The organism is Streptomyces tricolor, from assembly GCF_002155905.1.
Classification (GTDB): Bacteria; Actinomycetota; Actinomycetes; order Streptomycetales; family Streptomycetaceae; genus Streptomyces; species Streptomyces tricolor.
Window position 1 is genome coordinate 1 of sequence record NZ_MUMF01000031.1, and the last position, 12,476, is coordinate 12,476.

Below are 12,476 nucleotides of genomic sequence, written 5' to 3' on the forward strand. Positions count from 1 at the left end.
GTACCCGGGGTCGTCGCCGCGCCGGAGGGGGTCGCGCCGGCCGTGGCGCCGCCCGTCGGGGAGCTGGAGGCCGACGGGGTCGTCGGCCGGCGCTCGCCGGGCTCCTGCGGGAGCGGGGAGCCGGGGAGGTGGTTGCGGGGGGCCTCGCCGGGACCGGGGACGACCACCCGGCTGGAGTCGCGGACCGCGCCGCCCAGCAGCGAGCCGATCAGCAGGGTCAGGCCGACCGTGACCGCGGTGATCAGCGCGCCGCGGCGCAGGACGTAGCGGCGCAGCTCCCAGATGTCGGAGCGGGGGCCGAGCCGGCGCCAGGCGCTGCCCGCGAGCCGGCCGTCCACGGAGTAGACGGGGGCGCCGGCGATGATCAGCGGGGACCAGGCGGCGAGGTAGATGATGTCCGGGGCGTCGTAGACGGGGACGGTCTTCCAGCTGACGGTGACGATCAGCGCGGCGGAGAGCAGGGCGCCGACCACCGCGGTGACCCGCTGCCAGCAGCCCAGGACGGTCAGCACGCCGACGACGACCTGGAGGAAGGCGATCACCAGCCCGGAGCCGACCGGGTGCTGGAGGGCGAACTGGCGCAGCGGCTCGGCGACGTCCCAGGGGTGCAGGGTGTTCAGCCACTTGACCATGGAGCCGCGCTCGCCGCCGTCGAAGTAGACGGGGTCGCACAGCTTGCCCATGCCGGCGTAGATGGAGATGAAACCGAGGAAGATGCGCAGCGGGAGGAGGACGACGCCCAGGTTCAGCCGGCGGCCGGGGTAGTAGGCGTGCCGGGCCGGGTCGTCGCCCTGGCGCCGGGCGGGGCGTGCGCCGTCGGCGTCGGAGCCGACCGGGTCGTCGTAGGTGTCGTAGGAGTCGTAGGGGCCGTACGGCTCCTGGTCGGCGTCGGGGTGCGCGGGGTCGTCGTAGGCGCCGGTGACCGTGCGCATGTGCGGCAGGAGGCGGGTGCCGTCGGCGTCGGGGGCGGTGCGCTGGTGGCCGACGACGGGGGTCTCGACGGTCTGGTCGAGTGCGTCGTAGGTGTCGGCGTAGCCCGTCTGGACGCGCGGGATGACCTGGGTGGCGCCGGCCTCGGATTCGTCGGCGTGGCGGACGCTGCTGCCCCGCACGGCCTGGAGGAGCCGGTGCGCGCCGGTGTCGTCGGGGGCGGACTTGCCGCTCCACACGACGGGGCGGCGGCGGCCGGCGGCGCCGGCCCGGCCCGCCGCGCCCACGACGGGCATCCGGGCGGTGTCCTGGGTGGCGCTCAAGTGCCGGGCGATCCGCGGGGATTGAGTGCGCTTGGCCGTCGCGCCCAGCTGCACGCGGAAGCTGGCGTGATTGACGATGACCTGCGCCGGATCGCTCGGCACCTTCACCATGCTCAGCGCGGGAGCGTCGTCGAAACCCGACGAGCGGTCCCCCGTGGGTGTGCGGGGTGTTCTGGTGTCCACACTCATCTAACCGAGTGACGTGGCGTTAGGACACTGCTTTGACCGGCCGGATGTGTCCGGACCCCGTCAAAGCCGTCGCGAACGCCATATGGACGCCCGAATTACCCCGCACGGGTGGAGTTCCGGACGGGTGTTCAGCCCGCCCGGACCCCTGTTCAGCCGCGCCGGCGCGCGGTCTCGTACAGCACGATGCCCGCGGCCACACCGGCGTTGAGCGACTCGGCGCCACCCGGCATCGGGATCCGGACCCGGAAGTCGCAGGTCTCGCCGACCAGCCGGGACAGGCCCTTGCCCTCGCTGCCGACGACGATGGCGACCGGACCCTCCAGGGCCTCCAGGTCACCGAGTTCGACCTCGCCGTCCGCCGCCAGACCGACCACCGTGAGGCCGGCCTTCTTGTAGGCCTCCAGGGTCCGGGTCAGGTTGGTGGCGCGGGCGACCGGCGTGCGGGCGGCCGTACCGGCGGAGGTCTTCCAGGCGCCGGCGGTCATGCCGGCCGAGCGGCGCTCGGGCACGACCACGCCGTGGCCGCCGAACGCGGAGACGGAGCGGACGACGGCGCCGAGGTTGCGCGGGTCGGTGACCCCGTCCAGGGCGACGACCAGCGGGTCCTCGCCCTCTTCGGCCGCGGCGTCGAGCAGGTCCTCCGGGTGCGCGTACTCGTACGGCGGGACCTGGAGGACCAGGCCCTGGTGGTTGAGGCCGTTCGTCATGCGGTCCAGCTCGGGGCGCGGGGCCTCCATGAGGTTGATGCCGCCGCGCTCGGCGGCGAGCTGGAGGGCCTCGCGGACGCGCTCGTCGTTGTCGATGAACTGCTGGACGTAGAGGGTCGAGGCGGGGACGCCCTCGCGCAGCGCCTCGACCACCGGGTTGCGGCCGACGACCAGCTCGGACGTCGACCGGCCGGCACCCCGGCGCTGCTGCGAGCGGCCCTGCGCGCGGCGGGCCTTGGCCGCGGCGGCGCGCTGCTTGGCGTGACCCTTGCGCATCTCGGCGGGCGGGGTCGGGCCCTTGCCCTCCAGGCTCCGGCGCCGCTTGCCGCCGCTGCCGACCTGCGCACCCTTCTTGCCGGACATGCGGCGGTTGTTCGCGGCCATGAGTTACCCGTCTCTGCTCTCGGAAAAGCTCTCTCGGACCGAGCTTTCGTACGTACGTCTTATGCAGTGTGCCGCCCGGGAGGCCGGGCGGCACAATCGATCAAGGGCTGGTCTCAGCGCGGGCCGAGGCTCCAGCGCGGGCCCTGCGGGCTGTCCTCGATGACCAGCCCGGACTGCTGGAGCTGGTCGCGGATGGCGTCGGCGGTGGCCCAGTCCTTCCGGGCGCGGGCGGACTCGCGCTGGTCGAGGACGAGGCGGACGAGGCTGTCGACCACGCCGTTCAGGTCCTCGCCCCGGTCACCGCTCTCGCCGGCCCAGTGCGGGTCGAGCGGGTCCAGGCCGAGCACGCCGAGCATGGCCCGCACCTCGGCGAGCCGGGCGACGGCGGCTTCCTTGTCGTCGGCGGCCAGTGCGCTGTTGCCCTGCCGGACGGTGGTGTGCACGACGGCGAGGGCCTGCGGGACGCCCAGGTCGTCGTCCATCGCCTCGGCGAAGGCGGGCGGGACCTCGGCGGACGGCTCGACGGTCTCCCCGGCCAGCTCGGTGACGCGCTGCACGAAGCCCTCGATCCGCGCGAACGCGGACTCGGCCTCGCGCAGGGACTCCTCGCTGTACTCGATCATCGAGCGGTAGTGCGGGGTGCCGAGGTAGTAGCGCAGCACGATCGGGCGCCACTGCTTGACCATCTCGCTGACCAGGACGCTGTTGCCGAGCGACTTGGACATCTTGTCGCCGGCCATGGTGACCCAGGCGTTGTGCACCCAGTACTGGGCGAAGTCGTCGCCGTAGGCCTTGGCCTGGGCGATCTCGTTCTCGTGGTGCGGGAAGATCAGGTCGAGGCCGCCGCCGTGGATGTCGAAGGCGCTGCCCAGGTACTTGTGGGCCATCGCCGAGCACTCCAGGTGCCAGCCGGGGCGGCCGGGACCCCACGGGGTCGGCCAGGTCGGCTCGCCGGGCTTGGCCGACTTCCACATGGCGAAGTCGCGCGGGTCCCGCTTGCCGGTCTCGCCCTCGCCGGACGGCTGGAGCAGGTTGTCCAGCTCCTGCCGGGACAGCTCCAGGTAGCGCGGGAAGGACCGCACGTCGAAGTAGACGTTGCCGTCGGCCGCGTAGGCGTGCCCGCGCTCGATGAGGCCCTGCATCATCTCGACCATCTCGGTGATGTGGCCGGTGGCGCGGGGCTCGTAGGTCGGCGGGAGGCAGCCGAGGGCGGCGTAGCCCTCGTTGAACGCGCGCTCGTTGTCGTACCCGATCGACCACCACGGGCGGTTCTGCTCGTGGCTCTTGGCGATGATCTTGTCGTCGATGTCGGTGACGTTGCGGATGAACGTCACCTGGTAGCCGCGGTACTCGAACCAGCGGCGCATGATGTCGAAGTTCAGGCCCGAGCGGATGTGGCCGATATGGGGTGCGGCCTGCACGGTGGCGCCACACAGGTAGATCGAGACACAGCCCGGCTTGAGCGGGGTGAAGTCACGGATCTGCCGGGCGCTGGTGTCGTACAGGCGAATCGTCACGACTCCAGAGTAGTGGGCGCGGGAGAGTGCCTCACGCCCTTCCCCGCGACGGCGGGCTCAGACGCGCCCGACGACCTTCCGCGGCGTGATCCGTACGACGACCCGCTGGGCGTCGTCCTTCGACGCCGGGTTGAACTCCGCGTACTTCTTGCCCGTGTACTTCAGGCTGAGTTCGTCGATGAGTTCCGGGCCGCCCTCGGTGGTCATCTCGGCGGTGCCGCGGATCTCGGCGTACGCGTACGGGTTCTCCGGGTCCATGACGACGACCGTCACCCGCGGGTCGCGCCGCAGGTTCTGCTCCTTGCGGCGGCCGACCGTCGTGGAGAACAGCAGCTCGTCGCCGTCGCGCTTCACCCAGACCGGGGACATCTGCGGACTGCCGTCGGGCTGGACGGTGCCGACGACGATGAACACCTTGCCGTCGAGCAGGGACTTCAGGCTGTCGGACAGTGCGGCGGACATGCGTACCCTCCGGACTCCGGGGATCACTGACGGTCGTGAGGGTACCCTCGCACGCCCTCAGCTCACCCGCACCACGAGTGCCGTCGCGACCGCCATCAGCCCCTCGTCGCGGCCCGGGAAGCCCAGGCCGTCGGTCGTGGCGCCGGAGACGGAGACGGGGGCGCCGGCCGCCGCGGAGAGGATCTTCTGGGCCTCCGCGCGGCGCTTGCCGATCTTCGGGCGGGGGCCGATCACCTGGACGGCGATGTTGCCGATGGTGAAGCCGGCGGCGCGGACGATGCGCGCCGCCTCGGTGAGCAGCGTGACCCCGGAGGCGCCGGACCACTCCGGGCGGCCGGTGCCGAAGTGCTGCCCCAGGTCACCGAGGCCGGCGGCGGAGAAGAGGGCGTTGCAGGCCGCGTGCGCGACCACGTCGGCGTCCGAGTGGCCGGCCAGACCGGGCCCCTCGCCCTCCCACTTCAGGCCCGCGCACCACAGCTCGCGGCCCTCCTCGAAGGCGTGGATGTCGGTGCCGATGCCGACCTGCGGGAGCGGCAGCACGAAGCCGGCCTCAGAACCCATCGTTGAGCCTCCTGCGGGCCAGGACCGCCTCGGCCAGGACCAGGTCCAGGGGGCGGGTGACCTTGAACGCCTCCTCGTGGCCGGGGACGGCCACGACCGGCAGCCCGAGCTGCTCCACCATGCTCGCGTCGTCGGTGACGTTCTCGGTGACGCTCTCGTGGGCGCGGACCAGGGTCGCCCGGTCGAAGCCCTGCGGGGTCTGCACGGCGCGCAGCCGGGACCGCTCCGGAGTGGCGACGACCGGCTCCGGCTCACCGGCCTCGGCCGCGGGGGCGACCTCCTTGACCGTGTCGGCCAGCGGCAGCGCGGGCACCACGGCGGGGGCGCCGTCGCGGACGGCCTCGACGACCGCGTCGACCGTGTCGACCGGGACGAGCGGCCGGGCCGCGTCGTGGACCAGCACGATCCCGTACTGCGGCGGCAGGGCCTCCAGGCCGAGCCGGACCGACTCCTGGCGGGACTCCCCGCCGGGGACGACCAGGAAATCGGTACGGTCGGGCAGCGCGTGCGCGTCGAGCAGGGACTTCACCTCGGCGGCGCCGTCCGGCGGGGCCACGACGACCACCAGCGCGACGTGGCGGGACGCGGCGAGGGCGCGGACCGCGTGGATGAGCATGGGTGTGCCGCTCAGCGCGCGGAGCGCCTTGGGGGCGCCCGGTCCGAGCCGCACGCCCCGGCCGGCGGCGGGAATCACGGCCGCGACGGAGGTCTGCGCGGGCGTGGAACGTGATTCGTCAGACATCGGTTCCTGTCAGGTTTGTGTGCTCGACCTACGTGGGTATGGCCTGGAGGAGTGCCGGGCGCGACGCCTTGACCGGACCCTTTCCGTGACCCTGGTCGAGCCATCCGCCCGGGCCCGGCACATCAAGTATCGGGGGGCTGTCCCACAGGTCTCCCCGAAGAGCACCCGCTGCGGGGACGAATATGCCGCAGCGCCCGGCGACAGGATCAGTGTCATCGGGCACCGCGGCATTCACTGTGCTGAGCGTGCCGGAAGCGAGGGTTCGCTGCCGCTGCGCGTCAGGAGGCGAGCACCTCGTCGAGCAGGGCCTCGGCCTTGTCCTCGTTCGTGTTCTCCGCCAGAGCCAGCTCGCTCACCAGAATCTGCCGAGCCTTGGCCAGCATGCGCTTCTCACCTGCGGAGAGTCCGCGCTCGCGCTCGCGACGCCACAGGTCACGCACGACTTCCGCGACCTTGATGACATCGCCGGAGGCGAGCTTCTCCAGGTTTGCCTTGTAGCGACGGGACCAGTTCGTGGGCTCCTCGGCGTACGGCGCGCGCAGCACCTCGAAGACCCGGTCGAGCCCGTCCTGACCGACCACATCACGCACGCCGACGAACTCCGCATTGTCCGCTGGCACACGCACCGTGAGGTCACCCTGGGCGACCTTCAGCACCAAGTAGGTCTTGTCCACGCCTTTGATCTGGCGAGTTTCGATGGCCTCGATCAGCGCGGCCCCGTGATGGGGATAGACCACGGTGTCGCCAACCTTGAACGTCATGTGACAGGTACCCCTTCCGTGGCTATCCAGGGTAACACGGATACGGCGTCTTCTGAATGGCGTTTTCGCAGGTCAGGGCATATCTCGGGGCTTGACAACAGCAACCGGAACGTGCTGCGGGGAGTCCTCGGAAGTGGGTATTCGCAGGTCGGAGGGGCTCTCCAGGCGGGGTGAAACGCCTACGTTACACACCCCGGGAGCCCGCTCCAAGAGGAGTAACGTCCCGATTTGTCCGGTCTCAAGCGTGCGACTTCCGCTACTCCGTTCGGTGACCGGAGGCGGATGTGAGACGAATCCGAAATTGATCAACCGCCGCCGGACGGGTGGTCCGTGATCAATATCGGGGGGGTCGCGCATTCCTTCACGGAAAATTTGCGAAGGGCGTCGAGAGGGGGTCACCGCCGGGTTATGTGAATGCCGGACGGGCGGCTCCGCAATGTGACCGTGGAGTCACCAGTGCCGCCGCGGGTACCCCCACCTGGACGGAAGCCCGGGGCTAGGGGGAGGGTCGGGTGCGATCGCCCGGGAACGGCTCGGTAACCTAAGGCCGCTGACAGACACTTAGGGCGGCTTTATAAGGGGAGCCGCCCGCGCGTTCAAGGAGTTGCCGCCGCCGTGAGCAGCAGCCTTCGACGCGGCGCCCTCGCCGCCTCCGCCATCGTCTTCTCGATCGCCTCGCTCGCCGCCTGTGGCGCCGGCAACAACTCGCAGACCCTGGAGATCAAGCCGGACAACGCGGCCACCAGTGTGGGCGCCATCAAGATCCAGAACGCCCTGGTCATCACCCAGCCCGACCGGGAGTCGACGGGTCCCGCGGCCATCGCCGCGACCGTGTTCAACTCCGGCCGCACCGACCAGACCCTCCAGTCGATCAGCGTGGCCGGCAGCGGAGAGTCCGTGCAGCTGAAGCCCGCCAAGGGCCAGAGCCTGACCGTCCCGGCGGGCGGCTCGCTGATCATCGGCGGCAAGGACAACGCCTCCGCGACGCTGCCCGGCGGCCGGGAGGCCGTCCAGGACGGCAACGCCCAGAAGATCACCTTCACCTTCAGCAAGACCGGCAAGGTGAGCCTGAACGCCTTCGTGGTCCCGGCCACCAGCTACTTCGACAAGTGGGGCCCGACCGAGATCCCGTCCGCCCCGGCCTCCGGCACCGGCGCCCCGGGCGCCACCGCCTCCGGCAGCGCCACCGCCTCCAGCAGCGGCAAGCCGGAGAAGGGCCACGGGACGAGCCCGTCGGCCACCGCCTCCGGCGAGGCCGTCACCCCGACCGACTCGGCGTCCCAGTCGGCCGCCGGCCACTGACCAGCCGTACGCCGGAGGGCGGCACCCGTCTCGGGTGCCGCCCTCCGGCGTAGTCGTGTCCACGGGTGCCGCCCACGGCGCGCAGGCCGTGTCCGTGGGTGACGCCCGCAGCGCGCAGGCCGTGTCCGCCGGGTGCGGCCTGCGGTTCGGACTCGCCGCCCGAGCCCCGCACCCTCACCGGACACCGCGGAACGCCCGGGGCCGGTGCGCCGCTGTCCTGCGCGCACCCCTCGCGCTGCTGCGCCGGACTCCGTCCGGCGGCCGAGGGGCGCCCCGGCTCTACGGCTCGAACTTGTAGCCCAGCCCCCGCACCGTCACCAGGTACCGCGGCGCGCCCGGGTCGGGCTCGATCTTGGCGCGCAGGCGCTTGACGTGGACGTCGAGGGTCTTGGTGTCGCCCACGTAGTCGGCGCCCCAGACGCGGTCGATGAGCTGCATGCGGGTGAGCACGCGGCCCGCGTTGCGCAGGAGCATCTCCAGCAGGTCGAACTCCTTCAGCGGGAGGTCGACCTTGGAGCCGGCGACGGTGACCACGTGGCGGTCGACGTCCATGCGGACCGGGCCCGCCTCCAGCGCGGCCGGGGTGACCTCCTCCGGCTCGCCGCGCCGGCGCAGCACCGCGCGGATGCGGGCGACCAGCTCGCGCGAGGAGAAGGGCTTGGTGACGTAGTCGTCGGCTCCTATTTCCAGACCGACGACCTTGTCGATCTCGCTGTCCTTCGCGGTCACCATGATCACGGGGACGTTGGAGCGGCCGCGCAGCTGGCGGCAGACCTCGGTGCCGGGCAGCCCCGGCAGCATCAGGTCGAGCAGGACCAGATCGGCGCCGTTGCGCTCGAACTCGTCCAGGCCGTCGGGGCCGGTCGCCGCGACGGCGACCTCGAAGCCCTCCTTGCGGAGCATGTACGACAGGGCGTCGGAGAAGGACTCCTCGTCCTCGACGACGAGCACTCGGGTCACGGAAGGACCTCCGGGGCGGGAAGCGGTTCGTACGGGGATGAGTCGGTGGGGCCGGCCTCGTCTTCGAGGTCGGGGTGCTGCTGGGCGCGGTCGCGGGCCGCGCCCGCCTCCGGCAGCCTGAGGGTGAAGGTGGAGCCCTGGCCTTCGGCGCTCCAGACGGTGACCTCCCCGCCGTGCGAGGCGACCACGTGCTTGACGATGGCGAGCCCCAGGCCGGTGCCGCCGGTGGCCCGGGAGCGGGCCGGGTCGACGCGGTAGAAGCGCTCGAAGATGCGCTCCTTGTCCTTGTCGGAGATGCCGATGCCCTGGTCGGTCACGGCCAGCTCGATCATGTCGCCGCCCGGTGCGCCGACCCGGCGGGCGGCGATGCCGACGCGGGTGCGGGCCGGGGAGTAGTTGACGGCGTTCTCGACCAGGTTCCCGAGGGCGGCGGCCAGCTGCCCCCGGTTGCCCCACACGTGCAGATCGGCCATGCCGCCGGCGGCGATCGTGATCTGCTTCGTGCCCGCCTGGTGGCGGCAGCGGTCGATGGCCTCGGCGACCAGTTCGTCCACCCCGACCGGCTCGGCGTCCTCCAGCGGGTCGTCGTTCTGCACCCGGGAGAGGTCGATCAGCTCCTGGACCAGGTTGGTCAGGCGGGTCGCCTCGATCTGCATCCGGCCGGCGAAGCGCTGCACGGCCTCGGGGTCGTCGGAGGCGTCCATGACGGCCTCGGAGAGCAGGGAGAGCGCGCCGACGGGCGTCTTCAGCTCATGGCTGACGTTCGCCACGAAGTCGCGGCGCACCGCCTCGATCCGGCGGGCCTCGGTCAGGTCCTCGACCAGCAGCAGGACCAGGCGGGAGCCGAGCGGGGCCACGCGCGCGGAGACGGCGAGGGCCTCTCCGCGTCCGGTGCCGCGCCGGGGCAGATCCAGCTCGACCTGCCGTATCTCGCCGTCGCGTCTGGTGTCCCGGGCCATCTGGAGCATCGGCTCGACGGCGAGCTTGCCGCCGCGGACCAGCCCGAGGGCGTAGGCGGCGGAGCTGGCCTTCACGACGGCGTCGGCCTCGTCGAGGACGACGGCGGAGGAGCGCAGCACCGACAGCACGGTGTCCACGCCGGGCGGGAGTACGGGATCTGTGTGCAAGGAAGTCCTGGTCGGTCGCTTCTGGTCGCGTTCGCTCCAGCGGAACGCCAGCATGGCGATGACGCCGGTGAGCACCCCGGCGATCGCTGCCGCTGCGGCGACCGCCGCGTTCACGTCCATGTCTCCAGGTTAGGCACGGGGTACGACATGCCCACAGCCGTCGAGGTGCGACCTCGAACACTCGTCGCCCAGAGTTCACCTTGCAGCCAGTACTGGTTCATTTGGGGTGGCGGAAACAGACGCGTACGGGGCCGAGCGTGGGAGCGTGGGGTTCGTACCGCCGGTTTCACCGGGGGCGCACGCGTGACGAGAGGACCCCTGCAACCCCCCGGAATGAATCCCGGACCGAATCTCCGGACGAAGACGCACGAGAGGGAACCCTGATGCGGGACGCGTACCACGAGGAACTGGACTCGATCGGCGACGGACTGGTGGAGATGGCCCGGCTGGTCGGCTCGGCGATCGGGCGCGCCACGACCGCCATGCTGGACGCCGATCTGAAGCTGGCCGAGAGCGTGATCGAGGCCGACCAGAAGGTCGACGAACTCCAGCACGACCTGGAGGCGCGGGCCATAGCCCTGCTGGCGCGGCAGCAGCCGGTGGCCACGGATCTGCGGATCGTCGTCACGTCGCTGCGCATGTCCGCCGACCTGGAGCGCTCCGGCGACCTCGCCCAGCACGTGGCGAAGCTGGCCCGGCTGCGCTTCCCGCAGCGGGCCGTTCCGCACGACCTGCACGCCACCATCCTGGAGATGGGCCAGCTCGCGCAGCGGCTGATGGCCAAGGCCGCCGAGGTGCTCGTGACCAAGGACGTCGACCTCGCCCTCCAGCTGGAGCAGGACGACGACGAGATGGACCTGCTGCACCGGACCCTCTTCCAGCACCTGATCGACGAGCGCTGGAAGCACGGCATCGAGACGGCCGTGGACGTCACCCTGCTGGGCCGCTACTACGAGCGGTACGCCGACCACGCCGTGGCCGTCGCCAAGCGGGTGGTCTACCTGGTCACCGGCGAGCACGCGGACGAGCTCCAGCAGGACATCCAGCCGGTGACGGGCGTCGAGGGCGCGTGACCCCGCCGGGGGCCGCCGGGGAGGACGCCGGGGCCGCCGGGTCGCGGCACGCGCACGCCTCCGTGCGCCGTTGACGCGCCCGGCGGAGCGGGCATGAAATGGGCGAGGGCATCCCTGCCCCAGGTCTAGGAGGGACCCATGGCCGAATCCCCCAGCACCATGCCCGATCCCACGCAGGAGCGCGAGACCGAGCAGTCCGCCGAGATCAGGAGCCTTCCGTTGTTCGGCGCGTGCGGCTGCGGCTCCGGATGCGGCTGCGGGTGCCAGTCGGGCAACCCCTGCCAGTGCGGCTGAACGACACCGGGCCGGTGTGAACGGCGTTCACACCGGCCCTTCGCCGTACCGGATGCCCATCCGGCCCGCCGGGCGCAGCATGGACATGAGCAGGCGGAAGCGCAGGCAGGAGGAGGTGCGGGCCATGGCCAAGTTCATGGACGTCCACCGCGGCATGAAGGGCGTCACGGCGGACCAGCTGCGGGAGGCGCACCGGGCGGACCTCGCCATCGAGGGGGACGAGTCGGTGCACTTCGAGCACGCCTGGGCGGACCCGGAGTCCGGCATCGTCTACTGCCTCTCCGAGGCGCCCTCGGCCGAGGCCGTCCAGCGCATCCACGAACGCGCCGGACACCCCGCGGACGAGGTGCACGCCGTACCGCTGGAGGTCTGACCGCCCCACGCACAACCCACCGTTCACCCTTCACTGTCGCCGTTGCACGGACGCGGCGGTTCGGCGTCGTACGTCTCCGGACTGAAGGCCAGCCGGCGGGCCAGTACGTCCTGCGCCACCTGGCTGACCGTGCGGCCGGCGGCGTACGCGCGGGCCCGCAGCCGGTCCAGGGCCAGCTCGGGGTCGACGTCCAGCTGCACCATCACCATGCCGACCGCCTGGTAGACCTCGGTGTGGTCGGCCTCGGAGGCCGCCACCCAGGGCGCCACCTCGTCCTCCGGGTCCGCGTCGGCGCAGCCGCGGTCGGCGGCCGGGAGGGCCAGCAGCGCGGAGGTGACCGCGTCCCGCACCCACAGCGCGATCCGCAGATCGGGCTCCGCCAGCCCGCCCGCCCGGTCGCTGTACAGGTCGAGCGTGCCGATGGCGGCGCCGGTGACGCCGATCGGCAGCGAGAACACCGCGCGGACGCCGAGGCCCACCGCCTCGTGCGCGAAGATCGGCCAGCGGCGGACGTCGGAACCCTGGGTGAGGTCGGCCGCGAGGACCGGGGCGCCCCGGTCGAGAGCGTCCTGGCAGGGGCTGTCGCCCACGGTGTACTGCAGCTCCGCCAGCCGGGCCGCGGCCCGGTCGCTGGCGCACCAGGTGACGCGGACGCCCTTGCCGCCGGAGATCGACACCGAGGAACCGGTGACCGGCAGCAGCCGCACGCACGCCGCGCACAGCGCGCTGGGCACCGCCTGCGGCCGACCGGCGCCGCGCGCGGCGGCGGCC

The 12,476-nt window shown here is 72.0% G+C and carries 13 protein-coding genes; 3 read left to right on the plus strand and 10 right to left on the minus strand.

The window, feature by feature from the left end:
- From CCN44_RS02575 to CCN44_RS02610, 7 genes are all read right to left on the minus strand, one after another.
- Positions 1 to 1,442, minus strand: a 1,442-nt coding sequence (locus CCN44_RS02575; protein ID WP_208639695.1) for a DoxX family membrane protein, incomplete at its 3' end; no start/stop codon positions are given.
- Positions 1,443 to 1,591: 149 nt separating this feature from the next.
- Positions 1,592 to 2,533: a 23S rRNA (guanosine(2251)-2'-O)-methyltransferase RlmB gene (gene rlmB, locus CCN44_RS02580; RefSeq protein WP_059250346.1), complete on the minus strand. Its 942-nt coding sequence runs from the start codon at positions 2,531 to 2,533 to the stop codon at positions 1,592 to 1,594.
- Positions 2,534 to 2,646: 113 nt separating this feature from the next.
- Entirely contained in the window at positions 2,647 to 4,050 is a 1,404-nt protein-coding gene (cysS, locus tag CCN44_RS02585; RefSeq protein ID WP_059250345.1) for a cysteine--tRNA ligase, read from the minus strand.
- Positions 4,051 to 4,107: 57 nt separating this feature from the next.
- Positions 4,108 to 4,512, minus strand: a complete 405-nt coding sequence (locus tag CCN44_RS02590) for a PPOX class F420-dependent oxidoreductase (RefSeq protein ID WP_059250343.1) — start codon at positions 4,510 to 4,512, stop codon at positions 4,108 to 4,110.
- A 57-nt stretch (positions 4,513 to 4,569) separates the two neighbouring features.
- The gene (gene ispF / locus CCN44_RS02595; protein ID WP_059250341.1) at positions 4,570 to 5,073 is read right to left on the minus strand and encodes a 2-C-methyl-D-erythritol 2,4-cyclodiphosphate synthase; all 504 of its coding nucleotides are present in this window, start codon (positions 5,071 to 5,073) and stop codon (positions 4,570 to 4,572) included.
- Positions 5,063 to 5,815, minus strand: a complete 753-nt coding sequence (ispD, locus tag CCN44_RS02600; RefSeq protein WP_059250339.1) for a 2-C-methyl-D-erythritol 4-phosphate cytidylyltransferase — start codon at positions 5,813 to 5,815, stop codon at positions 5,063 to 5,065. Before ispD ends, ispF begins: the two co-directional genes overlap by 11 nt.
- 278 nt (positions 5,816 to 6,093) lie before the next feature.
- Positions 6,094 to 6,576, minus strand: coding sequence for a CarD family transcriptional regulator (locus CCN44_RS02610; protein WP_003953493.1), 483 nt, complete (start codon positions 6,574 to 6,576; stop codon positions 6,094 to 6,096).
- Between the two features lie 615 nt (positions 6,577 to 7,191).
- Here CCN44_RS02610 and CCN44_RS02620 point away from each other — a divergent pair.
- On the plus strand, positions 7,192 to 7,878 hold the full coding sequence (locus CCN44_RS02620) for a copper chaperone PCu(A)C (RefSeq protein ID WP_059250336.1): 687 nt from the start codon (positions 7,192 to 7,194) through the stop codon (positions 7,876 to 7,878).
- Between the two features lie 279 nt (positions 7,879 to 8,157).
- Here CCN44_RS02620 and CCN44_RS02625 read toward each other — a convergent pair whose 3' ends face one another.
- Positions 8,158 to 8,838 (minus strand): response regulator transcription factor, encoded by a 681-nt coding sequence (locus CCN44_RS02625; protein ID WP_030342036.1) that lies wholly within the window; start codon positions 8,836 to 8,838, stop codon positions 8,158 to 8,160.
- Positions 8,835 to 10,085, minus strand: coding sequence for a sensor histidine kinase (locus tag CCN44_RS02630; protein WP_059250333.1), 1,251 nt, complete (start codon positions 10,083 to 10,085; stop codon positions 8,835 to 8,837). The genes CCN44_RS02625 and CCN44_RS02630 overlap by 4 nt, the downstream gene beginning before the upstream one ends.
- A 263-nt stretch (positions 10,086 to 10,348) precedes the next feature.
- On the opposite strand from CCN44_RS02630, the gene phoU reads away from it, so the two are divergent.
- Both phoU and CCN44_RS02640 read left to right on the plus strand, forming a co-directional pair.
- Positions 10,349 to 11,038: a phosphate signaling complex protein PhoU gene (gene phoU / locus CCN44_RS02635; protein WP_059250331.1), complete on the plus strand. Its 690-nt coding sequence runs from the start codon at positions 10,349 to 10,351 to the stop codon at positions 11,036 to 11,038.
- A 418-nt stretch (positions 11,039 to 11,456) separates the two neighbouring features.
- Positions 11,457 to 11,705: an SCO4226 family nickel-binding protein gene (locus CCN44_RS02640; protein ID WP_059250329.1), complete on the plus strand. Its 249-nt coding sequence runs from the start codon at positions 11,457 to 11,459 to the stop codon at positions 11,703 to 11,705.
- A 23-nt stretch (positions 11,706 to 11,728) separates the two neighbouring features.
- On the opposite strand, the gene CCN44_RS02645 is transcribed toward CCN44_RS02640, so the two are convergent.
- A partial coding sequence (locus CCN44_RS02645) for a GAF and ANTAR domain-containing protein (protein ID WP_086696744.1) occupies positions 11,729 to 12,476 on the minus strand: 748 nt, incomplete at its 5' end.

Bases quoted from the DNA above. Each gene is read 5' to 3' on its own strand.
- rlmB (WP_059250346.1), bottom strand. From the start codon at position 2,533: ATGGCCGCGAACAACCGCCGCATGTCCGGCAAGAAGGGTGCGCAGGTC.
- CCN44_RS02590 (WP_059250343.1), bottom strand. From the start codon at position 4,512: ATGTCCGCCGCACTGTCCGACAGCCTGAAGTCCCTGCTCGACGGCAAG.
- ispF (WP_059250341.1), bottom strand. From the start codon at position 5,073: ATGGGTTCTGAGGCCGGCTTCGTGCTGCCGCTCCCGCAGGTCGGCATC.
- ispD (WP_059250339.1), bottom strand. From the start codon at position 5,815: ATGTCTGACGAATCACGTTCCACGCCCGCGCAGACCTCCGTCGCGGCC.
- CCN44_RS02610 (WP_003953493.1), bottom strand. From the start codon at position 6,576: ATGACGTTCAAGGTTGGCGACACCGTGGTCTATCCCCATCACGGGGCC.
- CCN44_RS02630 (WP_059250333.1), bottom strand. From the start codon at position 10,085: ATGGACGTGAACGCGGCGGTCGCCGCAGCGGCAGCGATCGCCGGGGTG.
- phoU (WP_059250331.1), top strand. From the start codon at position 10,349: ATGCGGGACGCGTACCACGAGGAACTGGACTCGATCGGCGACGGACTG.
- CCN44_RS02640 (WP_059250329.1), top strand. From the start codon at position 11,457: ATGGCCAAGTTCATGGACGTCCACCGCGGCATGAAGGGCGTCACGGCG.